The organism is Agrobacterium sp. SOY23 (genome assembly GCF_027212525.1).
GTDB classification, from domain to species: domain Bacteria; phylum Pseudomonadota; class Alphaproteobacteria; order Rhizobiales; family Rhizobiaceae; genus Agrobacterium; species Agrobacterium tumefaciens_I.
The window spans coordinates 214,007-239,019 of sequence record NZ_JAPWDT010000006.1 but is presented as its reverse complement, the minus strand read 5'-3'; the positions used below and the strand labels follow the sequence as shown (position 1 = coordinate 239,019).

General features: G+C 60.1%; 28 protein-coding genes. 21 read left to right on the top strand and 7 right to left on the bottom strand.

The annotated features are described in order from the left end of the window. Nucleotides 1-86: 86 nt before the first annotated feature. Complete coding sequence (locus tag O3S81_RS18525) at nucleotides 87-1,379, bottom strand: ABC transporter substrate-binding protein (RefSeq protein ID WP_269345542.1); 1,293 nt, start codon at nucleotides 1,377-1,379, stop codon at nucleotides 87-89. Nucleotides 1,380-1,491: 112 nt separating this feature from the next. Between O3S81_RS18525 and O3S81_RS18520 the strand changes: the two genes are divergently transcribed. The 6 genes from O3S81_RS18520 to O3S81_RS18495 all read left to right on the top strand — a co-directional run bounded on the left by O3S81_RS18520 (nucleotide 1,492) and on the right by O3S81_RS18495 (nucleotide 7,032). Then, nucleotides 1,492-2,553 carry a LacI family DNA-binding transcriptional regulator gene (locus O3S81_RS18520; protein ID WP_269345541.1) on the top strand — a complete coding sequence of 354 codons (1,062 nt, stop codon included), beginning with the start codon at nucleotides 1,492-1,494 and terminating at the stop codon, nucleotides 2,551-2,553. Beyond that, the gene (locus tag O3S81_RS18515; protein WP_269345539.1) at nucleotides 2,546-4,417 is read left to right on the top strand and encodes a DUF2264 domain-containing protein; all 1,872 of its coding nucleotides are present in this window, start codon (nucleotides 2,546-2,548) and stop codon (nucleotides 4,415-4,417) included. Before O3S81_RS18520 ends, O3S81_RS18515 begins: the two co-directional genes overlap by 8 nt. Next, on the top strand, nucleotides 4,414-5,430 hold the full coding sequence (locus O3S81_RS18510; protein WP_269345537.1) for a hydroxyacid dehydrogenase: 1,017 nt from the start codon (nucleotides 4,414-4,416) through the stop codon (nucleotides 5,428-5,430). Before O3S81_RS18515 ends, O3S81_RS18510 begins: the two co-directional genes overlap by 4 nt. After that, on the top strand, nucleotides 5,427-6,203 hold the full coding sequence (locus tag O3S81_RS18505; RefSeq protein WP_269345536.1) for a sugar phosphate isomerase/epimerase family protein: 777 nt from the start codon (nucleotides 5,427-5,429) through the stop codon (nucleotides 6,201-6,203). Before O3S81_RS18510 ends, O3S81_RS18505 begins: the two co-directional genes overlap by 4 nt. Nucleotides 6,204-6,301: 98 nt before the next feature. After that, entirely contained in the window at nucleotides 6,302-6,556 is a 255-nt protein-coding gene (locus O3S81_RS18500) for a DUF4160 domain-containing protein (RefSeq protein WP_269345534.1), read from the top strand. Continuing rightward, a complete protein-coding gene (locus O3S81_RS18495) occupies nucleotides 6,553-7,032 on the top strand; it encodes a hypothetical protein (protein WP_269345532.1) in 480 nt (159 codons plus the stop codon). The genes O3S81_RS18500 and O3S81_RS18495 overlap by 4 nt, the downstream gene beginning before the upstream one ends. Nucleotides 7,033-7,045: 13 nt before the next feature. Here O3S81_RS18495 and O3S81_RS18490 read toward each other — a convergent pair whose 3' ends face one another. The 4 genes from O3S81_RS18490 to O3S81_RS18475 all read right to left on the bottom strand — a co-directional run bounded on the left by O3S81_RS18490 (nucleotide 7,046) and on the right by O3S81_RS18475 (nucleotide 11,328). Beyond that, nucleotides 7,046-8,122 carry an ABC transporter ATP-binding protein gene (locus tag O3S81_RS18490; RefSeq protein WP_269345530.1) on the bottom strand — a complete coding sequence of 359 codons (1,077 nt, stop codon included), beginning with the start codon at nucleotides 8,120-8,122 and terminating at the stop codon, nucleotides 7,046-7,048. Between the two features lie 88 nt (nucleotides 8,123-8,210). Then, the gene (locus O3S81_RS18485) at nucleotides 8,211-9,086 is read right to left on the bottom strand and encodes a carbohydrate ABC transporter permease (RefSeq protein ID WP_269345528.1); all 876 of its coding nucleotides are present in this window, start codon (nucleotides 9,084-9,086) and stop codon (nucleotides 8,211-8,213) included. Then, on the bottom strand, nucleotides 9,079-9,957 hold the full coding sequence (locus O3S81_RS18480; protein ID WP_269345781.1) for a carbohydrate ABC transporter permease: 879 nt from the start codon (nucleotides 9,955-9,957) through the stop codon (nucleotides 9,079-9,081). Before O3S81_RS18480 ends, O3S81_RS18485 begins: the two co-directional genes overlap by 8 nt. A gap of 81 nt (nucleotides 9,958-10,038) precedes the next feature. Next, a complete protein-coding gene (locus O3S81_RS18475) occupies nucleotides 10,039-11,328 on the bottom strand; it encodes an ABC transporter substrate-binding protein (RefSeq protein ID WP_269345526.1) in 1,290 nt (429 codons plus the stop codon). 117 nt (nucleotides 11,329-11,445) lie between these two features. Between O3S81_RS18475 and O3S81_RS18470 the strand changes: the two genes are divergently transcribed. From O3S81_RS18470 to O3S81_RS18415, 12 genes are all read left to right on the top strand, one after another. Next, nucleotides 11,446-12,144, top strand: coding sequence for a TetR/AcrR family transcriptional regulator (locus O3S81_RS18470; protein ID WP_269345525.1), 699 nt, complete (start codon nucleotides 11,446-11,448; stop codon nucleotides 12,142-12,144). Between the two features lie 246 nt (nucleotides 12,145-12,390). Beyond that, a complete protein-coding gene (locus tag O3S81_RS18465) occupies nucleotides 12,391-13,533 on the top strand; it encodes a Gfo/Idh/MocA family protein (protein WP_269345523.1) in 1,143 nt (380 codons plus the stop codon). A 10-nt stretch (nucleotides 13,534-13,543) separates the two neighbouring features. Then, nucleotides 13,544-14,707 carry a dihydrodipicolinate synthase family protein gene (locus O3S81_RS18460; RefSeq protein ID WP_269345521.1) on the top strand — a complete coding sequence of 388 codons (1,164 nt, stop codon included), beginning with the start codon at nucleotides 13,544-13,546 and terminating at the stop codon, nucleotides 14,705-14,707. Between the two features lie 24 nt (nucleotides 14,708-14,731). After that, nucleotides 14,732-15,553, top strand: a complete 822-nt coding sequence (locus O3S81_RS18455; protein ID WP_269345519.1) for a sugar phosphate isomerase/epimerase family protein — start codon at nucleotides 14,732-14,734, stop codon at nucleotides 15,551-15,553. An 18-nt stretch (nucleotides 15,554-15,571) separates the two neighbouring features. Further along, a complete protein-coding gene (locus O3S81_RS18450) occupies nucleotides 15,572-16,807 on the top strand; it encodes a Gfo/Idh/MocA family protein (protein ID WP_269345517.1) in 1,236 nt (411 codons plus the stop codon). A 335-nt stretch (nucleotides 16,808-17,142) separates the two neighbouring features. Beyond that, complete coding sequence (locus O3S81_RS18445) at nucleotides 17,143-17,313, top strand: hypothetical protein (protein WP_269345516.1); 171 nt, start codon at nucleotides 17,143-17,145, stop codon at nucleotides 17,311-17,313. A gap of 281 nt (nucleotides 17,314-17,594) precedes the next feature. After that, nucleotides 17,595-17,804, top strand: a complete 210-nt coding sequence (locus O3S81_RS18440) for a cold-shock protein (RefSeq protein ID WP_003520191.1) — start codon at nucleotides 17,595-17,597, stop codon at nucleotides 17,802-17,804. Between the two features lie 108 nt (nucleotides 17,805-17,912). Further along, entirely contained in the window at nucleotides 17,913-18,203 is a 291-nt protein-coding gene (locus O3S81_RS18435; protein ID WP_269345513.1) for a cold-shock protein, read from the top strand. Between the two features lie 28 nt (nucleotides 18,204-18,231). Beyond that, nucleotides 18,232-18,468 carry a 30S ribosomal protein S21 gene (gene rpsU, locus O3S81_RS18430; protein ID WP_269345511.1) on the top strand — a complete coding sequence of 79 codons (237 nt, stop codon included), beginning with the start codon at nucleotides 18,232-18,234 and terminating at the stop codon, nucleotides 18,466-18,468. Between the two features lie 35 nt (nucleotides 18,469-18,503). After that, complete coding sequence (locus O3S81_RS18425) at nucleotides 18,504-18,719, top strand: hypothetical protein (protein WP_269345509.1); 216 nt, start codon at nucleotides 18,504-18,506, stop codon at nucleotides 18,717-18,719. A gap of 98 nt (nucleotides 18,720-18,817) precedes the next feature. Continuing rightward, nucleotides 18,818-18,955: a hypothetical protein gene (locus tag O3S81_RS18420; protein ID WP_269345507.1), complete on the top strand. Its 138-nt coding sequence runs from the start codon at nucleotides 18,818-18,820 to the stop codon at nucleotides 18,953-18,955. A 556-nt stretch (nucleotides 18,956-19,511) separates the two neighbouring features. Beyond that, nucleotides 19,512-19,799, top strand: a complete 288-nt coding sequence (locus tag O3S81_RS18415) for a hypothetical protein (RefSeq protein ID WP_269345505.1) — start codon at nucleotides 19,512-19,514, stop codon at nucleotides 19,797-19,799. 484 nt (nucleotides 19,800-20,283) lie between these two features. Here O3S81_RS18415 and O3S81_RS18410 read toward each other — a convergent pair whose 3' ends face one another. Then, a complete protein-coding gene (locus tag O3S81_RS18410) occupies nucleotides 20,284-21,381 on the bottom strand; it encodes an acyltransferase family protein (RefSeq protein ID WP_269345502.1) in 1,098 nt (365 codons plus the stop codon). Between the two features lie 305 nt (nucleotides 21,382-21,686). Between O3S81_RS18410 and O3S81_RS18405 the strand changes: the two genes are divergently transcribed. Beyond that, entirely contained in the window at nucleotides 21,687-21,923 is a 237-nt protein-coding gene (locus O3S81_RS18405) for an acyl carrier protein (RefSeq protein ID WP_269345500.1), read from the top strand. A 206-nt stretch (nucleotides 21,924-22,129) separates the two neighbouring features. On the opposite strand, the gene O3S81_RS18400 is transcribed toward O3S81_RS18405, so the two are convergent. Then, nucleotides 22,130-22,819: a hypothetical protein gene (locus tag O3S81_RS18400; RefSeq protein ID WP_269345498.1), complete on the bottom strand. Its 690-nt coding sequence runs from the start codon at nucleotides 22,817-22,819 to the stop codon at nucleotides 22,130-22,132. A gap of 202 nt (nucleotides 22,820-23,021) precedes the next feature. Between O3S81_RS18400 and O3S81_RS18395 the strand changes: the two genes are divergently transcribed. Beyond that, entirely contained in the window at nucleotides 23,022-23,753 is a 732-nt protein-coding gene (locus tag O3S81_RS18395) for a response regulator (RefSeq protein ID WP_269345496.1), read from the top strand. After that, nucleotides 23,750-25,012: an ATP-binding protein gene (locus O3S81_RS18390; protein ID WP_269345494.1), complete on the top strand. Its 1,263-nt coding sequence runs from the start codon at nucleotides 23,750-23,752 to the stop codon at nucleotides 25,010-25,012. The genes O3S81_RS18395 and O3S81_RS18390 overlap by 4 nt, the downstream gene beginning before the upstream one ends. Nucleotide 25,013 lies beyond the last annotated feature (1 nt).

Below are 25,013 nucleotides of genomic sequence, written 5' to 3'. Positions count from 1 at the left end.
GCTCATTCCGTCGTGCGCCCATCACGACCAATGAAAAAAGGACCGCCACACGGCTGCGAGACCGCGTGGCGGCGCCCTTTTTGTCGTCAACCGCGCTTGCGCAGGGTCCGCGTGCCGGTGTCGACAAGATTCTGCGCCGCCTCATCGACGCTGGCACGACCGAAGGCGAGCGAATCGGCAATCGGGCGCATCACACCACGGTCGAATTCATTGGCGCCGATCGGGGCGGGTTCCGGATAGGAATCGAGCTTGCCCGACAGGCTTTCGATATAATCCACCGTCTTGCGCTCGGTCTCGTTGAGGCTCGGCAACAATGCCTCACGCACGACCTTGGCCGGTGGCACGCCACGTTCCACGCCGAGCACCTTGCCTGCCTCGAGATCGTTGACGAAGAAGTTGATGAATTTCGCCGCCGCTTCCGCATTGGTCGAAGTGGACGAAATGGACCAGATGAGGCCCGGCCGGTAATAATGCCCGGTTGGCTTGCCCGGCCCCTCACCCGGCAACATGCCGATGGACAGCGTTTGTTTATTGAGCTTCTGATAACCGACGAGCTGGTTGGAATAGGCAAAACCGATGGCGGAATTGCCGAGCGTCAGGGCGTTGGATTCAATCGTATTATCGTCTCGCGTCTGGATATCGGCGGAAACGCAGAGCTTGTTCTCGCGCAGGTCCTCCCAATAGGCGAACCATTCCTTCGCATCTTCCTTGTTGAAGCCGATGGTGCCGTCCTGGAACAGAAGCTTGCCGCGCTGGCGCAGCCAGACATCAAAAACGTAATGGTAACGCGCGCCATAGGGCACCGCCCAATAGTTCCGTTTTGCCGGAGCGTTCTTTTTGAAATCGCGCGCCAGTTCCGCCAGCGCCTTCCAGGTGATCTGGTCCTTCGGCACGGAAACACCGGCTTCCTTCAGCGTATCGGCATCATACATCATGCAGAAGGAATTCAGCCCGAGACCAACGCCATAAAGCTTGCCGTCGATGCGGCAGAGATCAACCTCGCTTTTGCCGAAGGTGGAAAGATCAAGCGACTTGCCGACAAACTGGTCCAGTTCCATGCAGGCGCCGCGACCGGAATAATCGGCAATGGTGGAAGGCTCCAGCTGGAAGATGTCAGCGACATTCCGTCCCGCCATCGAAGTCGCAAGCTTGGTCCAGTAATCGGAACCGGCGATCATTTCGCCGCTGATCTCCGTCTGCGGATTAGCCTTCTGATAAAGGGCGATCACATCATTGGTGCGCTTGCTGCGGTCGGCCGATCCCCACCATACGCAGCGAAGCCGGGTTTCAGCCGCGGACGCGCGAAAGCCGCCCGCCGCCACACCGAGACCGGCCAGCGCCGCCGTCACTAAAAATCCACGTCTATCCAACATTTGCATCTGCTCCTCCCGCGTTTTGCAAATTTTTCAGATGGCACTTAAATTCTTGCAAATTTTCTTAGTTTGCAATATTTGCATCACAATAGATTTTTTTGCAAGCGCAGGAGACGATATGAACGATACGCCCGACATCAGCCGCCCGCGCCAGTCGGATATCGCCCAGCGCGCCGGCGTCTCCATCAGCACCGTTTCGCGCGTTCTGGCAGGTGAAAAAGGCATCAGCGCCTCGATCCAGACGAAGGTTCTGGGTGTGGCCGCCGAGCTTGGTTATCCGCTACGCCCGGTCGGAAACCAGGCGAGCGGCATGACGCTGGAGGGCAAAAAAATCCTGGCGCTGATGGCTGCGGAAAGGGCAACCGGCGATATCGGCGCCTTTTATCACGATATTTTCGACACGCTGCGCAGCCTTGCCCAGACGGATGGTTTCGAACTCGATATCCGGCTCCTGCACCAGAAGCAGATCGACGAGGCACTCACGCAGCGGGTCTGCGAGGTGGACGGTCTGCTCGCCATTGGTCTCGACCCCGAAGAGGAGATCATTCACCGCATCACGCAGGGTGTGCTGCAACCGGTTCTGGTCAACAGTGCCGATCCGGCAATGCTGCTCGACTGTATTTCGCCTTCCAATTTTTACGGCGGCGCGATGGCGGCGCGGCGGCTTCTGGAACTCGGCCACCGCAAGGTCGCTTATATCGGCCCGCATCACCGCCACACCATAAGGGAGCGGATGCGCGGTTTCCGGCAGACGATCGAGGAAGAGGGAGCCAGCTATGAGGAATTCCTGCTTTCGACGGCCGAGAGCGGCTTCGGACAGGCCGGCGATGCGGTTCGCCAGCTGCTTGCCAAAGGCCCTGAGACAACGGGCATTTTCTGCATGAATGACGCGATTGCGCTCGGCGCGCTGGGTGCGGCGCAGGAACTTGGCCTCAGCGTGCCTGACGATCTTTCCATCATCGGCTTCGACGACCTGCCCTTTGCCGAACTCTCCACCCCGAGGCTCAGCACGATCAGGGTCGACCGCCGTGAAATTGCCCGCGAAGCGGTGGAGCTGCTGCGGCGCCGGATGACGGAACCCTCCGCCAATGCCCGGCATGTGCAGCTGGGCGTGCAGCTGGTGGAAGGGCAGACCGCCGGACAGGCAAAAAAGACCGGGAAGGCAGCACGCGATGCATGACACTGTGAATAGACGCGACATGGCGAGATTCAACCCGCTGCACGGCAATCCGCTCAAGACCCGCGACGATGTCCGGCGCGCTCTGGATGACAGTTTCGCTCCGCTGCTGCCCTATTTTTCACCGGGCGGCGCAAGGGTGACGCTGAGCGGCACGGCCGCGCATTTCGACCGGGCGGCGGCCGATCTGGAAGGATTTGCCCGGCCGCTCTGGGGCATCGCGCCGCTTGCGCTGAGCGGCGATACATTCGCCCATTGGCCGCTTCTGGCGAAAGGCATTGCCAATGGCACCGACCCCGCCCATCCCGATTATTGGGGTGATGTGCGCCAGAAGGACCAGCGGCTGGTGGAGCTTGCAGCACTTGGCTTTGCGCTGCGGCTTGCGCCGCAACACCTCTGGGAGCCCCTGTCCGACGCGCAGAAGGACAATGTAAGCCGTTACCTGTTGACGGCGCGCGAGCGCAATTATGCCGACAATAACTGGAAGTTCTTCCGGGTTATGGTCGATATGGCACTCGACCATCTCGGCATCGGTTTCGACCGCAGCCTGACCGAGACATTCCAGAGGGAACTGGACGATTTCTACATTGCCGATGGCTGGTATCGCGATGGCAACTATCGCCGCATCGACCACTATATCGCCTTCGCCATGCATTTTTACGGGCTGATCTATGCCAGGCTTAGCAAGCCTGACGATGTCTACGCCAAACGGTATCGCGAGCGAGCGCGCCTCTTCGCCGGAGATTTCGCCAGCTGGTTCGACGAGGATGGCGGCACCCTCGCCTTCGGCCGCTCCATGACCTATCGTTTCGCCTGCGGCGGCTTCTGGGCCGGCCTTGCCTTTGCGGATGAGGAAGCGCTGCCCTGGGGCAAGATCAAGGGGCTTTATCTGAGCCATCTGCGCTGGTGGGCGGACAAGCCGATCGCGGATCGCGACGGCGTGCTTTCCATCGGTTATGCCTATCCCCAGCTCACCATGTCGGAAAGCTATAATTCCGCCGGTTCGCCGTATTGGGCCCTCAAGGCCTTCCTGCCGCTGGCGCTTCCCGAAAGCCACCCCTTCTGGCAGGCGGAGGAGACATTGCCCGAAGTGTCAACCAAACCGCGGCCGCTCATTCATCCCGGCATGGTGATGATGCGGGCGAAGGGCAACGTCACCGCACTTTCCAGCGGGCAGGAAAACCTTTCCATGCGCGGCGGGCCGGAGAAATATGCCAAATTCGCCTATTCCTCCCGTTACGGTTTTGGCGTCGAGGTGGACGAGCGCGGTTTCAAGACCAATGGTTTTGACAATATGCTGGCCTTCTCCGACGACGGCCTTCATTACCGGGTGCGGGAGACCAACCGTAAGGTTCTGCTGGCCGGAGCAAATCTGCGGGCCACATGGAAGCCATTTCCGGATGTGACGGTTGAAACGACGCTGGTTGCCGCCGGTGACTGGCATGTCCGGCTGCACCGGATCACCTCCGCGCGCGCGCTTTCCGTTGCCGAAGGCGGCTTTGCGATCAACCGCAACGATGGCGACCGCGATGCGGTGAGCGAGACAGCCGGACGGGCGACGGCCGATTGCGGCACCGACCTGTCCGCCATCGTTGATCTCGGATCGAGCGTGAGCCGTCAGGGCGTGGCGCTGAAGGCGCTGCCCAATACCAATCTCATCAACGCCAAGACCACGGTGCCGCAATTGCGCGGCGAGATTCCGGCGGGCGAAACCCTGCTTGCCTGCGCCGTCTTTGCGGGCGTGGCCGGAGCGGAGAGCGAAAGAGCACTTGCCGCCGTTCCCGCATGCCCGGATCTTGAGGCGCTCGACCGTCTGTTTGCGGAAACGGGCGTTCCCGTCAGTGCCATGGCGGGAGAGCCGCAATGACGGTGCGGCTTCCGCGTCTCAGCCTTGCCATGGACCCGAACCGGACGCAGCATGTTCTGACACCGCAGGCCCTCGACAGGCTGTCGCAGAGTGTCGAAATCCTTGATACGGCGCGCATCTGCGACTTTCACGACGCCTCGGTGAAAGATCAGCTAGAACAGACGGATATTCTTCTGACCGGCTGGGGCTGCCCCGATATCGGCACCCGGGAACTGGCGCTGATGCCGCGGCTGAAGCTGATCTCCCACGCCGCCGGCACGGTCAAATATTTCCTCTCGCAAGCGGTCTTCGAGCGCGGCATCACCGTGTGCAGCGCGGCGGAGGCAAATGCGCAGCCGGTGGCCGAATTTTCGCTGGCGATGATTTTGCTTGCGGGCAAACGCACCTTCGGCTTCAGGCGCCTTTACGAAAGGGATCGCGGTCGGAGCAATGTCGAGCAACTGCAATCCGAGCCCATCGGCAATCTCGGCCTGACGGTCGGCATCGTCGGGGCGTCGCGGATCGGACGGCGCGTCATCGCTCTTTTGCGCCCCTTCGATCTCGATCTTGCCCTCTTCGACCCTTTTCTAAGCCCGGCGGAGGCCGAACGGCTCGGCGTGCGCCTCGTACCGCTCGATGAGCTGATGGCGATAAGCGATGTCATATCCCTGCATGCGCCCTCCCTGCCCCAAACCCGGCATATGATCGGCGCACAGGAACTGGCCCGCATGAAGAATGGCGCGACGCTCATCAACACCGCGCGCGGCGCGCTGGTGGATGAGGACGCGCTTCTGAGGGAACTGAAGACGGGCCGCATCGACGCCGTCATCGACGTGACCGATCCGGAAGTGCCACCGCCGGATTCACCCTTCTACAGCCTGCCGAATGTGTTTCTGACACCGCATATCGCCGGCGCGACCGGCCTTGAGCGTGCACGTCTCGGCGACATGGCGATTGCCGAGATCGAACGTTTCTGCACGGGCCGGGCGCTGGAACAGGAGGTGCGGCCTGAACATCTGGAACTGATCGCATGAGGATTTTCGAACCAAGCCTCTGTTCCGTCACCTTCCGTTCCCTGTCGCCGCAGGTGGTCATCGACCTTGCCGTGGCAAAGGGCATCAAGGCGATCGAATGGGGCGCGGATATCCATGTGCCATCGGGCGATTTCGATAATGCAAGGGATGTGGCAGAACGCACGGCCAAAGCCGGCCTCACCGTCTCCTCCTACGGCTCCTATATCTTCGCGCCGGATTACACGCCGGAAGATGTGACGGCCGTTCTGGAAACCGCCAGGACGCTCGGTACCGGCCACATCCGCATCTGGCCCGGCCACCGCAAACGCCCCTCGACGGACTATTCACAGCAGGAGCGCCACATGGCGACGCAGGCGCTGGCAAATATCGCCCGCCAGGCAGAAGACTACGGCATGACGATCGGCCTCGAATATCACCCCAATTCGCTCACCGACACCCTGCCCTCGGCCCTGCAACTGGCACAGGACCTGACCGCACCCAATCTCTTCTTCTACTGGCAGCCGGCACCCGGCCTGCCGCTTTCCGACGCGCTCAAGGAAATCGCCGCCCTCGGCCCGCGCATCTGCCACCTGCACGTCTTCGCCTGGCTTGCCGATGCCAGCCGCCTGCCGCTTGGTGAGCGAGCAGACTTCTGGCGAGCCTGCCTTGCGGCCTTGCCGGAAAGCGGTTGGGATAAACCGGCTTATGCAATGCTGGAATTCGTCAGGGGTGACGATGTTGGGCAATTTGCGGACGATGCAGCGACGCTTCAGCAGATCCTCTGCGGGTCTTAGAGCCCGCTTCTGCCAGCCCGCGTATCATAAATATCCTCTAGTCACACTTCACATAGTGAAAATTATGCACTATATTTTATGAGTGCTGTGGGTGCTGGATGGGTAAACTTATTCAAATCGGAAACATCATCATCCGCGTGTATGCGAACGATCACCTGCGACCGCATTTTCACATCATAACACCCGATGCGGATGCCCTTGTCGACATAGAAACTCTGGAAATCCTGCGTGGCAAACTCTCTCGCAGGGCGGAGGCCGAGGCTTTGGCGAAAACCAATGGGAGCCTGATTGTCGAGGAATGGAATCGCACGAACCCGCGTTTTCCCATTGTAGAAAAGGGAAGCAAGTCATGACACCACGCGTGAAAGCCATCCTCCCCTGCGCGCCTAGCTCACTCACCATCGACTGGGCCGACGGCGGGCGGTCAACGGCCGATCTGACGGGATGGATCGCAACGGGGGGAGAGATGCTAAATCCCCTCCGTTCAGCGGATATCTGGAATACCGCGACAGTCACCGACTATGGTGCCAGCGTGGAATGGAACGGAGAGGATTTGGCGATCGACGCCTATCATCTTTACCAGATAGCAGAGGACCAGCGGGACTTCTACGTCGACGATTTACGCAAATGGCAGGAGGACATCGGCCTTTCCAATAATGAGGCGGCGGATTTTCTCGGTGTCACATTACGAACGTGGAATAACTACCGCGCTGGCGCGCCGGTAAGCCACGCGGTCAAAATGCTGCTGCGGGCCACCCAGCGCGACCCGCTTCTATTACATGCTCATTTCCGTCCCCGCCGGCCCGGACGCCCGAGACACGCGGCATAGGACAACTGCTCAATCATATCCGACGCCCATCCGCCCCGAACAGGTGCGTTTTCGCCAGATCAAACGCAAAAGGAATGGTCTCGCCGATGCGGATATGGCGCTGGCCGTCCAGCAACACGGTGGCGGGCTGGCCGTCGGGGGTAGCGGTGTAGACCACCGTCGAGCCACCGAGATGTTCGACAAGCTGGATCGAGGCGTCACCAAGCGAGGCCGATTGTGCCTGCGGGTTCACATGCTCCGGGCGTACGCCGAAGGTGAGCGGCTCGCCCTGCTGGGCGGCAACCGGTTTTTCCAATACGATGCGCCGGCCGGCCACTTCGATGGTGCGGTTGGAACTGTCGCCGGAGGCCACCTTTGCGGAGAGGAAATTCATCTTCGGCGAGCCGATGAAACCGGCCACGAACTGGTTGGCCGGATTGTTGTAAAGATCGAGCGGCCGGCCGACCTGCATGATGCGACCGTCACGCAACACGACGATCTTGTCGGCCATGGTCATGGCTTCCACCTGGTCATGCGTCACATAGATCATGGTGCTGCCGAGCGTCTGGTGCAGCTTGGCGATTTCGACGCGCATCTGCACGCGCAGTTCCGCATCGAGGTTGGAGAGCGGTTCATCGAACAGGAAGATTTTCGGTTCGCGCACGATGGCGCGGCCGATGGCGACACGCTGGCGCTGACCACCGGAAAGCGCCTTGGGCTTGCGTTGCAAAAGCGGGCCGATCTGCAGGATATCGGCGGCCTTCTGCACCCGCGCTTGAATTTCAGGCTTCTTGTAACCCGCCGTTTCGAGGCCGAAAGCGAGGTTCTTGTAAACGCTCATATGCGGATAAAGCGCATAGGACTGGAAGACCATGGCAATGCCGCGTTTGGAGGCCGCGGTCTCGTTGACCCTTTCGCCATCGATACGCAGATCGCCTTCGGAGATTTCCTCAAGCCCGGCGATCATGCGCAGGAGTGTGGATTTTCCGCAGCCCGAGGGGCCGACGAAAACGGTGAATTCGCCCGGCTCGATCTTCAGATCGATACCGTGGATGACTGGAAAAGCGCCGAACCGCTTGACGATTTTTTCGAGCGTAATGCTGCTTGCCATGCTGTTTCTCCCGACTGCCGCGCCGCATGAAGAGCGGCGGCGACAGTGTTGATATCTTTATAAAATACGTTCCCGATCCGGGTTCCGTTCAGCGTTTCATTCCCGTGGTCGCGATGCCTTCGATCAGCAGCCGCTGGAAAAACAGGAAGAACAGGAAGACCGGCACCAGCGACAGGTTGGACATGGCGAAAAGCGAGGTCCAGTCCGAGCTGCCGGTGGAATCCACGAAAGAGCGGAGGCCGAGCTGCACGGTGTAGGTGTTGATGTCGTTCAGATAGATCAGCGGCCCGAAGAAATCGTCCCAGGTCCAGATGAAGGAAAAGATGGCGGCCGTCGCCAGCACCGGCAGCGACAAGGGCAGCATGATCTTCCAGTAGATACGGAAGGGCGAGCAGCCATCCATGACGGCCGCCTCGTCCAGCTCACGCGGAATGCCACGGAAGAACTGCACCATCAGGAAGATGAAGAAAGCGTCCGTCGCGAGGTACTTCGGCACGATCAGCGGCAGCGAAGTGTTCACCCAGCCCATTTCCAGAAACAGGATATATTGCGGGATGAGCACGACGTGATAGGGCAACATCAGGGTGCCGAGCATCAGCGCGAACCAGAAATTGCGGCCACCGAAGCGAAGCCTTGCGAAGGCGAAGGCGGCGAGCGAACAACCGACGACGTTTCCTATGGTGGCGAGCACCGAAATGAAGAAGGAGTTCCAGAAGAACTGCCCGAAACTCACCTGCAGCCCTGTCCAGCCGCGAATATAACCGCCGACATCGACCGCCGAGGGGATGAGTGAGGAAGAGCCGAACAGCTCGTCCTGCGGCCGGAAGGAACCGGATATCATCCACAGGATCGGATAGAGCATCGCGAAGGACGCAATGATCAGCGCCGTGTGGAGCATCACCGATTTCAGCGGCGAGCGTTGCGGGCCTAGGCCCGGCCGGGGGGCGGTAACAGCATCAGTCATCGTAATGCACCCAGTATTTCGCGCTGAGGAACGAGAAGGCCGTGAACAGCGAGATGATGATCACCAAAATCCAGGCAAGCGCCGAGGCGTAACCCATGCGGAAGAAACCGAAGGCTTCCTGGTAGAGATAAAGCGTGTAGAACAGCGTCGAATTGATCGGCCCGCCGGTGCCCTCGGAAATGATGAAGGCGGGCGTGAAGGCCTTGAAGGCATCGATCGTCTGGATCACCGCATTGAAGAAGATCACCGGCGTCAGAAGCGGCAGGGTAATGCGGAAGAATTGCCGCACCTTGCTCGCACCGTCGATCTCGGCGGCTTCATACATATCCTGCGGGATTTGCCTGAGCCCGGCGAGGAAGATGATCATCGGCGAACCGAACTGCCAGACGGACAGGATGACCAGCGTATAGATCGAATAATCCGGATTGGAAATCCAGCTTGGCCCTTCGTAACCGAAGGCCTGCCAGAGGACCATGTTGACGAGACCGTCCGAAGCGAAAAGCTGGCGCCAGAGAACGGCGATAGCGACACTCGAACCCAGCAGCGACGGCAGGTAGAAGATCGCCCGGTAAAGCGTGAGCCCCTTGATGCCGCGATTGAAAGCGAGCGCTACGAGAAGCGCGAAGATCAGCTTCAGTGGCACCGACAGCAGCACATAGGTAAACGTCACCTGCATGGCGGCGGCAAATTTCGGGTCGGCGGTGGCGATGCGCACATAATTGGCCGCCCCCACCCAGTCCGGAGACTGCAACAGGTCGTAATTGGTGAAGGACAGATAAAGCGACGCAAGCGCCGGGCCCAGCGTGAGGCCGAAAAAGCCGATCAGCCAGGGCAGGAGAAACAGGTAGGCATGAATGTTGCGGTCGAACATCCGCTTCACGCCGCCCCGCTTCGGGAGAGCCGCGCCACGGCTCTCCCCCACAAGAGTTTCAGATCGAAAGGCCATAAACCATCACTTCCGTTTGATAACGGTTTCGGATTCCTTGACGAGGCGGTCACCGCCCTCTTCCGGCGTGATCTTGCCGAAGCCAACTTCTTCCGCCGTGCGTTTCAAAACGAAGGCGAATTCGCCCGCGCCCGGAGGCGGTGCCGGCGGCAGATCGCCGACGCCGGGGGTAATCTCGGCGATATAATCCACCATGATCTTGCTGACCTCGTCGAGCTTGCTGCTCAACTGGCTGCGCATGGATTCCGAGGCAGGAACACCGCGCTCGACACCGAGAATATCGATGCCCTGCGGTTCGGCGACGAGGAAGTTGATGAAACCGACCGCCTGCTCGATGCCGGGGCTGCCGGCGGCAACACTGATCAGCATGGAGGGTTTCAGATAGTGACCGGAAGGACCATCCTTCGTGCTCTTCGGATAGGAGCTTATCGCAAGCTTGGACTTGTTGAGCTTCTGATAACCGACGAACTGGTTGGAATGGGCAAAAGCGGTGGCCGCCTTGCCGGTCGTCAGAGGGTTGGTTTCGATATTGAGCTGATCCAGCGCCTGCACGTCGGCCGGCACACAGGCGCCGCTCTTGCGCAGATCCGCCCACAGAGTGAACCATTTGGTCGCATCGGTCGGATCGAAGCCGATGGCGCCATCCTGCGTATAAAGCGACTTGCCATTCTGGCGCAGCCAGTTTTCGAAGCTCGGCTCCACGCCGCTCGCATCGGCCGTGGCATAATAACCGGGTTTCGGCTTGTTCTTGCTGAGCTTGGCGGCGTTTTCGGCAAACTCCTCCCAGGTCTGGCCGATGGACGGCGGTGTCGCGCCGGATTTTTCCCAGGCCGCCTTGTCAAAGAAGACCGCACTCGAATTGACCCCGAGATTGATGCCGTAAAGCTTGCCATCGACCCGACCGGAATCGATGTTCATCTTGCCGAAATCCTCGATCTTCAGGCCCTTGCCGATATAGTCATCGAGCGGCGCCAGCGCGCCGCGACGGCCATATTCGAAGATATAACGATAATCCATCTGGATCAGGTCGGGCGCATTGCGGCCCGCCACCTGCGTGGCAAGGCGCGGCCAATAATCGCTCCAGCCGGCAAATTCGCCGGCAATGTCGAGATCGGGCTTCACCTGCTTGTAAGCCGCAATCGCCTTATTGGTACGATCGGCACGTTCCTGTGACCCCCACCACAACATGCGAAGGCGCGCGGCCTGCGCTTGCGCCGACCCTCCCCCCAATGTTGCAAGCGACAGGGCCGCAAGCCCTGTTGAAAGCACAGTTCTCCTCTTAAGCATCATGGGCATTGGCAACTCCTCCCTATTGACTGCCAATTGATGATGAACGTAAACGACACTTGCCGTTTTATAACTAATTGGTTACATGGGAACACCGATCACCAACATTGTCAAGCGGGTGCTGAAATGGAAGAAACGACAAAAAACCAGCCACTCGACACGGCCACGGAAGAAACGCCGGCGCCCAAGCGCAAACGCGCGACGACACAGGTCAGAAACCCGGAAAGAACCCGGGCCGCGATCCTTGAGGCGGCCCGCCGCGAGGTGGCGGCAAAGGGGCTGGCGGGGGCACGAATCGATGTCGTCGCCCGTCGCGCCGGCACCAACAAGCGGATGATCTATCATTATTTTGGCGACAAGGATGCGCTTTACCTTGCCGTCCTGGAAGACGCCTATCGCCATATCCGTCACACCGAAAGGCGGCTCGATCTCGCCCGAAAGGCCCCTTCGGAGGGGTTAAGGGAACTTGCGCTTTTCACCTGGCACTACTTCCTCGACCACCCGGAATTCCTGAGCATCCTCGCGACAGAAAACCTCAATAAAGCCCGATATCTCAGGCAATCCCCGACGATCACCGCGATGCATTCGAATTTCATTTCGGAACTTGAAGACGTGCTGCGGCGCGGCAGCGATGCCGGCGAATTCCGCGACGGCCTTGATCCGATCGACGTCTATCTGACCATCGCCTCGCTCGGCGCCTTTTATCTGTCGAACCGGTTCACGCTCTCGACGATCTTCCAGCGCGACCTGACCGACCCGGCCGAGCTGGAACGCTGGGGCCAGCACATCGTCAACACCCTGCTTGCTGCGGTGCGGCCGGTCTGAGCCAGTCGAGCCGAATTCTCTTTTAACAACAGTGACGACGCGCCATTCGCACCCGCGAAGCGCGTCGTTTTCTTTTGCGGCGCGGTGAAGACACGCAATGGCCGCAGCATGCGATATCCGAATTTTTCCTGCCGAAAACACCTTGACAGATCGCCTTCTTCGCGACCACAAATAACCAAATGGTTACAAATTGCCATGTTTGACGGAAGCGACCTTGCGGGAAAAGGTCGCCTTGGGAGGAAATTCATGAAACGTATCGGCGTCATCATGCACGGCATCACTGGCCGCATGGGTTACAACCAGCATCTCGTGCGCTCCGTTCTCGCCATTCGCGACCAGGGCGGTGTGCTTTTGAAGAGCGGCGAAAGGGTCATGTTCGACCCCATCCTCGTCGGCCGCAACGGCGCGAAGATCGAAGAAATCGCCAGAAAGCACAATGTCGCCCGGTGGACGACCGACCTTGATGCGGCATTGGCAAACCCCGATGATACGCTGTTCTTCGATGCCGGCACGACGCAGATGCGCGGCAGCCTGCTGGAGAAGGCAATCAAGGCCGGCAAGAACGTCTATTGCGAAAAGCCGATTTCCGACACGATGGAAGAGGCGCTGGCAATTGCCCGGCTCGCCGAAAGCGCCGGCATCAAACACGGCGTGGTGCAGGACAAGCTGTTCCTGCCAGGCCTTCGCAAGCTGGCCATGCTGCGCGACAGCGGTTTCTTCGGCAAGATCCTCTCGGTGCGCGGCGAGTTCGGTTACTGGGTTTTCGAGGGCGATTGGCAGCCGGCGCAGCGCCCTTCGTGGAACTACCGCCTGAAGGATGGCGGCGGCATCATTCTCGATATGCTGTGCCACTGGCGTTACGTGCTCGACAATCTGTTCGGGCCGGTAAAATCCGTAAGCTGCCTTGGCGCCACCCACATTCCGGAACGCTTCGACGAGCAGGGCAAAGCCTATAAGGCGGATGCGGATGATGCGGCCTATGCGACCTTCGAGCTGGAAGGCGGCGCCATCGCCCATATCAATTCCTCATGGGCCGTTCGCGTGCGCCGCGACGATCTCGTCACCTTCCAGGTGGACGGCACCCATGGTTCGGCGGTGGCAGGCCTCACAAAATGCTTTACGCAGCACCGCACCAACACGCCAAAGCCGGTGTGGAACCCCGACCAGCCGCAGACCATCGATTTCTACAAGACCTGGCAGGAAGTGCCGGACAATGTCGTCTACGACAACGGCTTCAAGGCGCAGTGGGAGATGTTCGTGCGCCACCTCGTCGATAACGACCCGTGGCCCTATGGGCTGATGGAAGGCGTGAAGGGCGTGCAGCTTGCCGAGCTTGGACTGAGATCGTGGAAGGAACGCCGCTGGCTCGACGTTCCAGCCCTTTCCTGAGGAGGCGGCCGTGAGCGAACTCAAGCTTCCAAAGGAAGATCGCAGCATCGAGGTCTACAAGCTGTCCGGTACGCCGGTCGCGGTTGAAAAACGAAGTGCCGCGGATTTCAACCGCGTCGCTTTTGCCGCCGCCCATGTGGTGGCCGATCCGCTTGTCGATAACGACCCGTGGCTGACGCCCGCCATTGACTGGGACGCGACCTTGCGCTTTCGCCATCGCCTCTGGGACCTCGGCCTTGGTGTTGCCGAGGCCATGGATACGGCGCAGCGCGGCATGGGGCTGGCATGGCCGCAGGCGCAGGAACTCATCTCCCGCTCGCTGAAGGAAGCAGCCAGCCGCAAGGATGCGCTGATTGCCTGCGGGGTGGGCACCGACCACCTGAATGGCGGCGGCCATGACCTCAACCATATTGTCGACTCTTACCTCGAACAGCTTGATTTTGTTCATGGAGGAGGTGGGCGCGTGATCCTGATGGCCAGCCGCGCGCTGGCCGCAACCGCCCGCTCGCCGGATGATTATCTCGAGGCCTATGCCAGGGTTCTTTCCCGCGCGGACCAGAAGGTGGTGATCCATTGGCTGGGTGAAATGTTCGATCCGGCGCTTGAGGGCTACTGGGGTTCCGGTGACCACATGCAGGCCATGGAAACCTGCCTTGCCATGATCGAGGAGAATGCCGAAAAGATCGATGGCATCAAGATTTCGCTTCTCTCCAAGGAAAAGGAAATCGTGATGCGCCGCCGTCTGCCAGCAGGCGTGCGCATGTATACCGGCGACGACTTCAATTATGCCGAACTGATCGCCGGCGATGAGCAGGGCCATTCGGACGCGCTGCTCGGCATTTTCGATGCCATCGCACCGGCGGCCTCCAAGGCGTTGGCCAGCCTGAAACGCGGCGCGGACAATGAGTTTTTTGACATTCTCGAGCCGACGGTGGCGCTGTCGCGCCATATCTTCAAGGCCCCGACCCGCTTCTACAAGACCGGCGTGGTGTTCCTCGCCTACCTCAACGGGTTGCAGGACCATTTCACCATGGTCGGCGGGCAGGAAAGCACCCGCTCCACCCGGCATTTCGCAGAACTTTTCCGGCTGGCGGACAAGGCCAATGTGCTGGCCGAACCCGATCTCGCCACCCACCGCATGAAGACGTTCCTGACTGTGCGGGGCATCAGCTGAAGCAGAACGAGGGGAGATACCGACATGAGCCTTGAAGGCCTTTCCATCAATTTCGCCACCGTGCGGCAGGGCGGCAATTTCGGCGCCATCGTTGATGCCTGCCTTGCACATGGCATCACCGCCATTTCGCCCTGGCGCGAGCAGGTGCACGGCGTCGGGCTTGCCGAAGCTGCCCGCATCGTCGAACAGAACGGTCTGCGCCTCAGCGGCCATTGCCGCGGCGGCTTTTTCCCTGCCCCCACTGCGGAAGGCCGCCGCCTGGCGATCGAAGACAATAAACGCGCAGTCGATGAGGCCGCCGCCATGAAGGCTGACTGCCTCGTGCTTGTCGTGGGCGGCCTGCCTGCAGGCTCTCGCGATCTGAAGGGCGCGCGGCAGATGGTGGAGGACGGCATGACTGAGCTTCTGCCCTATGCACGGGCCGCCGGTGTGCCGCTGGCCATCGAACCGCTGCATCCCTTCTATGCCGCCGATCGCGCCTGCTTCAACACGCTGAAACAGTCGCTCGATCTCTGCGACCGGCTGGGTGCAGGCACCGGGGTCGCCATCGACGTCTACCACGTCTGGTGGGACCCGGAACTGGAGGAGCAGGTGGCGCGCGCCGGCAGGAACGGGCAAATCCTCGCCCACCATATCTGCGACTGGCTGGTGCCGACCACCGATCCGCTCAATGATCGCGGCATGATGGGTGACGGCGTGATTGACCTCAAGGCGTTTCGCGCCATGATCGAGGCCGCCGGCTTCCACGGCCCGCAGGAAGTGGAAATCTTTTCGCACCGCTGGCAGACCCGCCCGATGGACGAGGTTCTCGCCACCGTGGTGGAGCGTTTCAAGACTGTTTGTTGATTATCCGGGAGAGAGACAATGCCTGAAAGGGTGAAACGCAAACGCTATGCGCTGGTCGGCACCGGCAATCGCGGCACCACCATGTGGGGCCGCGAATTGCTGGCCGGCTGGAGCGACTATGTCGAGCTTGTCGGCATTTGCGACCTCAACCTGATGCGCGCCGAACGCGCCCGCGCCATGATGGGATCGAGCGCGCCGCTCTACGATGATTTCGAGCGGATGATGGTGGAGCAGCGGCCCGAACTGGTGATCGTCTGCACGCCGGACGACACCCATGACGACATCATCATCCGTGCGCTTGAGGGCGGCGCCGATGTCATCAGCGAAAAACCGATGACCACCACCCCGGAAAAGATCGACCGCATTCGTGCAGCCGAAGCCAAAAGCGGCCGCCGGGTCGACGTCTCCTTCAATTATCGTTTCTCTCCCACCGCCGCCCGCATCAAGGAACTGATCGATGACGGCGCCATCGGCACGGTTACCTCGGTCGATTTTCACTGGTATCTCGATAACCAGCACGGCGCGGATTATTTCCGCCGCTGGCATGCCTTCACCGAACATTCCGGCAGCCTGTTCGTGCACAAGGCCACCCACCATTTCGATCTCCTGAACTGGTATCTCGATTCCGATCCCGTGGAGGTAAAGGGCTTCGGGCAATTGCTGCATTATGGCAGGAACGGGCCGTTCCGGGGAACGCGCTGTCGCACCTGTCCGCACAAAGGCGAGTGCGATTATTTCATGGATCTCGGCGCCGATCCCTTCCTCGACGCACTCTATGAAGACCCGTCGAGCATCGATGGCTATATGCGGGATGCCTGCGTCTTCCGTGAGGAGATCGACATCCCCGATACGATGAGTGCGTCGATCCGTTACGCCAGCGGCGTGCAGGTCTCCTATTCGCTGAACACCTATATGCCGATCGAGGGCCACCACATCGCCTTCAACGGCCATAAGGGCCGCATCGAGATGCGCCAATATGAAAAGCAGCCGTGGACGGAGCCGCCGGCCGACGAAATCCTACTGGTGAAAAGTTTCGGCGGCGGTGTCGAACGCATCTGGGTGCCGCATGAGCCGGGCGGCCATTATGGCGGTGACAACCGCATGCGCGACATGATCTTCAAGCCGGGCTCCAACGACCGGCTGCGTCAGCGGGCGGGTTCGCGCGCCGGCGCCATGTCCGTCCTCTGTGGCGTCGCGGCGCTGAAAAGCGCCCGCGAGGGTGGCTCCCAGCCGGTAAAATCGCTGCCCCTGTAACCCATGTCGGCGTGCGGCCGCTCGGATCGCGGGCCGCACGCTGAAACTGCCAAAAAGAACGGACGATATTCCGCAGATTACGCGCTTCTTCCTTGCCGATAAAATGGTCGCCGGGGTAAGAAAGAGTGAGTCATGTCCAGTTTTGAATCCTTCGTTCCGCTCATCATCATCGGCGTCAGCCTCGTTTTGTTTTTCAAATGGGTCGGACGCGACATGAACCGCGAAGAGAAAAAACCGCGCTCCCGCCGCTGACGGCAAAAGCCTGCACGGCAGGCGGCGGGGCGGCGGAACTTCACCTTCTCCCCGGCGTTTTCCTCCAGAAGGAGAACGCGGATATGACGAAAAAAACCAAACCGAAAAAGACCGGAAAAGAAGCTTCCAGACCGAGCGAAATTCCCCCCGCCGGCCCGCATGCCAAACCGTCCCTTACAGATTACGACAAGACGCCGGGTGCGGGCAGCCTGCCGGACGAGGGTGCGAAGGACGTATCTCCCGGCGGCGGCTGATGCGCCTGGGCGCCAAAGGCCCGCAGCTACGCGGGCAGACGGAAACGATGGAGAAAAGCGCGTGAAAACAACCGCTTGCCCTGCACGCGATTGTCGGCGACCGTTTTTTCATTCCCGGCCCATTGCAAAATCAAAAATTGAGCCTATATTCCCTTTATCGACCATTGCTTGTGACGTCGTTTCTGGAACACTATGTTCCCCGTCGGATTTCCTCTCAAATAATCGATCTAATTCCGCAAGGTATCGCGGGAACCCCAACGATTCTACGAAAGGAAATCGTTATGAACACTGGTACTGTAAAGTGGTTCAACGCCACCAAGGGCTTCGGCTTCATTCAGCCTGACAATGGCGGCGCGGACGTTTTCGTTCACATTTCCGCTGTAGAGCGCGCAGGTATGCGTTCGCTCAACGACGGCCAGAAGATCAGCTATGAGATCGTTCAGGACCGCCGGTCCGGAAAAAGCTCTGCCGACAATCTTCAGGCAGCTTGATATTCGTCATTTGAACTCCAGACCACGGATGTACTGGCTGGAGGTTTGAATGATTGTGAGAGGTCGGGTCAAAGCCCGGCCTTTTGTTTTTGGGCCCTGGAGGTTCTTATGCGCAAAAATCCCTACCGTTGCGGCGACGCTGTCTTTCTGAAGCCGGGCGTGCTGGGCGGCAACCAGCCCGACGGTCCCGGCCGGATCGTATCGGTTATGCCGGAGGCGCAGGGGACGGTTCGCTACAGGGTGCGTTTCCAGCATGAAAATTTCGAGCGCAGCATCGCGCTCGATGAGATAGATGTGCCCACTTCGACACCAACCCGGCCGGGCAGGAGCGAAAGCCCCTCGCCGCGCGAAGCCGGATCGAGCTGGATCAATCTGAATACGATTAAAATCAGAAAATAGCGGCGGAGGCTGCTTAAAGGAGATATTCTTGCAGGTACTCGTCCGAGACAATAATGTGGAGCAGGCGCTTCGCGTCCTGAAAAAGAAATTGCAGCGCGAGGGCATCCTTCGCGAAATGCGGGCCCGGCAGTCCTATGAAAAGCCGTCGGAAAAGCGCGTTCGTGAAGAAGCCGAAGCCGTACGTCGCCACCGCAAGCTGGCCAGGAAAAAAATGCAACGCGAAGGGCTGCTGCCCGCCCCCAAGAAGGTTGTTCGCCCCCGGTAACCGTTCGATACCGCTCTTCCGTAAAGGAGAATGCCATGGCCGCGACGAAAGAGGTGTTTTTCAAACCCGGTAAACTATCCGCGCAAGACAAGGCATCACTGACGGATAGCGCCGCCAGACAGATCATAAATGCCGAAGCCGACCAGCGCGCCCGCAAAACGGAACGCCTTCGCCAGCTTCGCGAAGCACAGGAAGCGGCGACTGTCCCGACCGAACCTGTTCCCGGCAAGAAGCGGTCCGGAAAGACGTAACCGGGCCGCATCGATCATTGCGGGACCGGCAGAAGCTCGATCGGGCGAAGAAATAACCGCTTTCGCCCGACGTCAAGCCCAGTGTGAGGAGAACACCCATGGCCAAAGGTCAATTGCGCAGCAACAAGGAAATCCGCAAACCGAAAAAGGACAAGACCAAAGCCCCCGCAGCGACACCGGCGGGATCACAGGTCAAGTTTGCCAACGCCACGACGGCGGATGGCAAAAAGAAGTAACGTCGTCCTTGGTTCGGGCAGACAGGTCGCGATGAATAAAAGCGTCTGCAAAGGCGCTGGACTTGTTTTGGCCACATTGCCCATCTATATGACACTCACAGCAACTGCTGGTGAGCGCGAATGAAATCGTCGTTCGCAGTTGTTTTAGTCGCTTCAGACTTTTGACCACGGATGTACTGGCACTGGTGTTGAGAGCGATATGAGAAGGTCGGTGCAATATTGCCCCGGCCTTTTTTGTTGCCTGCAGTCTGGCCGGCGAATGCCCTGCACCTATCCCGGAATTAACTTGCCTATTCCCCGCAAAGGGCGCACTCTTTTTTTTGGTAGTTGAAGGGCGTTACCGCCGTTTGGCCTGTTTGCCGTCCTTGAGCCCTGTTCTGCCCCTTTTCATCGATCGGCAGAAACGATCCGGCATTTACGCGACATTCATAGCGGCACGGGCCGGGAACGGTTTGCCTTGCGTCGCCCCGTTTCAAGGCGTTGAAGCGTCGGCACGGCGTCCGAGCGGGCGTTCGATGCTCCGGCTTTTGTAAGCCCCACAAGAAAGGAGGACGTCATGTCTTCCGTATATGAAAATTGCATCATCACGTCGCAGGATCTCAACATGCTTCAGTCCGTGCTCGAAGGTCTCGGTTATGACCGCCACACCATGGATGAAGAGGTGAAACTCTACAACAATGCGGCCCGAAAGGTGATCGAGCTCTTTCAGGACGGTGTGACGGACCCCGCCGATCTTTCAGAGGAAATGCTGTTTCTGTTCGGCGTTCACAAACATGAGCGCGTGAAACCATGGAAGCCGCTGCCGCGGTATGCGATCCAGGGCCTGCCGCCTCTTTACCGGTGATGCGATGGCCCTCCTTCCCGTAACGCCCACGCGAAAGCGGCCTTCAAAATCACCGATGAAAATAACGGCTTGGCAAATGCCATATATCAGGCAACACTCAAATTGAGCGTCCCGCGTGCGATCAGGTGCGACAGGGAGGCTTGGGTATGGACATATGGAAGGCTGAATTGCGGGACCTTGACCGGCCCTGCGAAGAGGTCCGGAGGGTTCCATGCCGGTAAGTTTTGCGTCTGCGTGGAGAGTGAGTATGACGTATGACTGGAGTGGCCGCAGAATGCGGCGCATGCGAGCGGCGAAACTGACGATCATCAGCCTCGTTGCGGCTTTTGTGCTGACGGCCCCGATCTTCGCCCATTATTGAGGATACGCAGCGAGAGCGTTTTCACTTTTTCCCGAATTGAGAAAACACTCCAACTTCTTGTTTCATTGCATTTTCCGACGAAAAAAGCAGAAGCTGCTTTTCTTGGAAATGCCTAATACAGGATCACACCGGCTGGCGGATTTCCGTTCGTCTTCTCAGCCGGCTCTTCAGCCATGTCTGCACCGGCTGATCGTAATGGACCGTCAGATACCATGAAAGGCAGGTCGTCGCGATCAGGAAGACGATGCCGGCGGGCAGGCCGAAATTCTCCCTGTGCACCGCCGGGATGAGAAGCTCCGTCCAGGCCAGAAGCGGGATATGCAGCACATAGACCGCATAGGACGCCGTGCCGAGAAATACCGACACCATTTCCACGCGGCGCCCCGGAACCGTCTTGCTGGCCACGAACAGCAGCAGCGGCCAGACGAGCAGCACGACCACAAGATCGAAAAACGGCCGCAGCTCGCGCGACATGGGTACGGCGAGGATGAAACAGACCAGCAGAAGACAAAGTGCCGCCTGCACGGGCTTCAGCGCCGGCATGCGATTGCGGAAACGATAAATCAGCACACCGGCAAAAAACGAGAAGAACACCCTTCCCATGCCGGCATACATTTCATGCCAGCGGAAACCGGCGTGCAGCCGGCCGAACTCGGCCGCCGCCACCATCAGCACAAGGGCGCTGATGGCGAGCACCACGGCCGTCTGTTTCGTCGTGGCCCGCACACCCCAGCGGGCATAGGCCGCATTCACCACCAGCTCGTTGAAAAGCGACCATGCCGGGCTGACGAGAAACAATGCGCCGTTCAGGGTGAGCGTGAAGGGCGCGGGCAAGAACAGCAGTCCCGTCACCAGCGCGAAGGCAAGTTCGCCGGGATCGATCATGCGATGCAGATCGTCGATCGGCGTCGGCAGGCCCAGCACGTAAAGGCAGATGAAATAGGCAACCATCAGGGCCAGCGCCAGCACATAGAGCGGGTAAAGACGGGCAAACCGCGCCTTCATGAAAAAGCCGGGTGTGATGACCCCTTCGCCCAGCTTCCTGCCATAGGCATGCGCCAGCACGAACCCGCTGAGTGCAAAAAACAGGTCCACGGCGAGATAGCTCGAAGCCGTGCTTTTTCCAAACAGCGCCTCGGCATGACGATGGACGATAAAAAGGGCGGCCACACCCCTTATGCCATCGAGCAAGATGAAACGTTCCGGAAACGACTGGACCATGGCGTGATGCTCGGCGATTTGGCGAATTTGTTCAAGACAAACGAGCTTTACCGCGTCGCGGTTCACAGATTCCAGTCAAAAACTGTTCAACGCTGCGGGCGCGCGGATATTTTGCCTCGCGCTTGCCGGAGGCCTGCACCCTTTCACACTCGCGAAAGCCATGCTACGTCCGGATGTCATCGATGTCTTGCCCCTTTGACTCCGCCGCGCTGTCCTCACAAAAATCCGATGTGATTTGCAGGGATCATCCGGCGAATTCAAAATGGGGCACGTTCGGCGGCAAGCAACTTTTGCGGAGCCTTTTCATGCCCACCATTGCAGAGCGTATCAGAAAAATCATCGTGGACCAGCTTGGCGCAGACCCCGCCACGATCGTGGACGACGCCAGTTTTGCTGACGATCTCGGTGCGGATTCCCTGGAGACCGTTCAGATCGTCATGGAAATCGAGGAAGAGTTCGGCGTGGAAATTCCAGATTCCGCCGCGAATACGATTCTGACCGTGGGCGACGCCATCCGTTTCGTCGAAAAAAGCAAGGCGTGACCGGCAGCGGCGGATATCACCCCGCCGCGCCGGCCGGCAGAGAACCGAAAACGACGGCGATCAGTGCCGGGCAGCCGAAATATTCCATCCCCTCATAAAGAGCACACGGGGGATCGCAGGCGAGCGATCCCCCGGCTGCAGCCGTTGCCGGCTGATTTCCTCCTTTACCGGGGGGCAGATCAAGGAGGAAATGTCGAAGCGTTGCGTCAGCCCCGGTCCGCCTCGGGAACCGGCGGCCTCATCGCGTCATGCGGGGGAGCAAGACGATCACGTTCGGCAGGCCCGTGGCGCGGGCCGGGCGGCGGCGGCGGCATCAGCGCACGCTCCAGTTCGGCAAGTTTCAGCACCTGCTGCGGTAACAGCTTCGGTTTCAGCGCGGCGGCGGCGTCCTGCAGGACTTTCGCCTTTTCCGCCCTCCGCACGATGTCACCCGCCAGTTCCTCACCGGCAAGACGCGGCTCGGGTCTGGCCTTGCTGTCACCCGGCACAGGCGGCGGCGGTGGCGGATTTTGTTCCGCAACAGGTGACACGAGATCGATCAGCGCCGTGGTATAGGCGCGCCACGGACCAAGCTGCTCCGGCGTGATGCCGAGATAGATTTCGGCTGCCGAAAGCCTCGTCGCCAGTCCGAGAACATCCGGCCGCCCCGGCATACCGCGCATGTGCGGCGGCAGCGGCCGACGATTCGGACCATGCTCCGGGCCGCGCGCCAAACCGGGATTCGGGCCGAAATCGGGGCCGAGGTCCGGGCCGAAATCGTGACCGAAATCCGGATTGACCGGCGGCGGCGCGGCGTGTGGCGGCGGAGGTCCATTCGGCTCCTCAGCCTGCGCGGCGGCGGAAGCACCGAGAAAAGCTGTCACGATGACGGTGGTAACCAGTAGTGCGTGTTTCATTTTACCTTCCTTCCGTTTTCCAACATGGAAGGACGATAGGAGCGCCGCGTTTCCGGCTTTGGTCCGAATGTTTCCGGTCCTGTTCCGCGGCTGGCTGATTTGTAACCGAATGTTGCCGAAGCGGCTTCGGAAAGCTTTCGTTGCAAAAATCCGCCGTCCACTTGCAGCGCTTATGTATAGTGACGTCAAAAGGCTGGACGATATGACAACGGTTTCGGTGACACATATATTGATCGTCGATGACGATCCGGAAATACGCACATTGCTCGCCAAATATCTCGGCTCGCAAGGATTTCGCGTCTCGATGGCGGCCGACAGGCGGGAATTCGAGGAACGGATCGCAAGCTCCGATCCCGATCTCATCGTGCTCGACGTGATGCTGCCCGACGGCTCCGGCCTCGATATCTGCCGCGATCTGCAGGGCCGCCGGCCGCGCATGCCAGTCATCCTCCTGACCGCGCTGAAAGAAGATGTCGACCGGATCGTCGGGCTGGAAATCGGCGCCGACGACTATCTCGGCAAACCCTTCAATCCGCGTGAATTGACGGCGCGCATCAAGGCCGTGTTGCGCCGCGCGACACCGCATGAAGCACCCCGCCCCCCATTCGCCACTTATAATTTCGCGGATTTCACCGCCGATCCGGAACAGCGCTCCGTCACCCGCGCCGGCGGCGAGAAGATCGAGCTGACGGGGGCGGAATTCGATCTGCTGAAGGTGTTTCTCGACCGGCCCGGCCGGCTTCTCTCCCGCGATCAGCTTCTCGATCTGACACAGGGCAAGGATCGCGGCCCCTTCGACCGCTCCATCGACGTGCTGATGAGCCGGCTGCGCAGGAAGCTGGATGCGGACGCCCGCGCGCCGATCTTCAAGACGGTGCGCAATGGCGGTTACCAGATGACGGTTCAGGTCAGAACCCTGCCGGTGCAGCGATGAGCTCGCTCAGAAACCGCATCGCCGCCCTGCTGATCGTCTCCATCGTCGCCGTCATCGCGCTTGCGACGGTGGTGGCCGATCGGACATTGCAACCACCGCCGCCCGATCGCGCCATGGAACCGCTGGCCCGCAGCCTCGCCTTTGCCGTGACCATGGCCGAGCGCGATCCCTCCCTGCGTCAGCCGGGTTATTTCCAAATCCAGCGAAAACCGCCGGACGGCGATCTGGACCCGTTGCTGTCGGACTTTCTGGAGAAGTCGCTGGCCCGCGTTGGCGAGCCGCGCACCGCCATGGTCCTCCGCATGCGGAGAAATCCCGCTCCCGTTGCGGCAATTGCGCTAAAAACCGATGGATGGTTGATTTCGGAAATTCCGCATATGGGTCCGCCGCCCGGCGGCTGGAAGAGTTTCGGCATGTGGATCGGCCTCATCATTCTCGGCAGTGCGGCGGTGTCCATCTTTGCCGCCCGCAAGATCACCCGCCCGCTCGACATGCTGGAAAATGCCGCCGCCAGCATCGGCCCGGACGGTTCGCTGCCGCACCTGCCGGAAACCGGCTCGGGCGAAATCCGCGCCACGGCGCGGGCGCTGAACGAACTTTCCCGCCGCCTGAAGGCGGCGATGGAAAGCCGCATGCGCCTCGTCGCCGCCGCAGGCCACGACCTTCGCACACCGATGACCCGTCTGCGGCTCAGGGCGGAATTCATCGAAAACGACGAGGAGCGCGCCAAATGGCTGGCGGACCTTGAGGAGCTCGACGCCATCGCCGACAGTGCCATTCTGCTGGTGCGCGAGGAAGTAAGCCAGGACAGCATCAAGACGATCGATATCGGCAGGCTGCTTGGTGAAATCGTAAGCGAACTTTCCGATCTCGGCCATGCCGGCGCGCTCGATTTTACCGCGCCGGACGCGCCCATGACCATCAAGGCCGCCCCGCATGCGCTCAAGAGAGCCCTGCGCAACCTCGTGCTGAACGCCGTCACCCACGGCAAGAAGGCGTATATCGATCTGACCGGGGACGATAGGGAAATCGTCGTGACGATCCGCGACGAAGGCCCCGGCATTCCGCAGGAGCTTCTCGGACGGGTTTTCGAGCCTTTCTTCCGGGTGGACCTCGCGCGGCGCAAGTCAATCCCCGGCGTGGGGCTGGGTCTTGCCATCGCCAAGGAAATCATCGAGCGCTTCGGCGGCAGGATCACCATTGCCAATCACAAGAAACAAGGCCTGATCCAGACCGTGATCTTCGTAAGGGCGGCGTGAT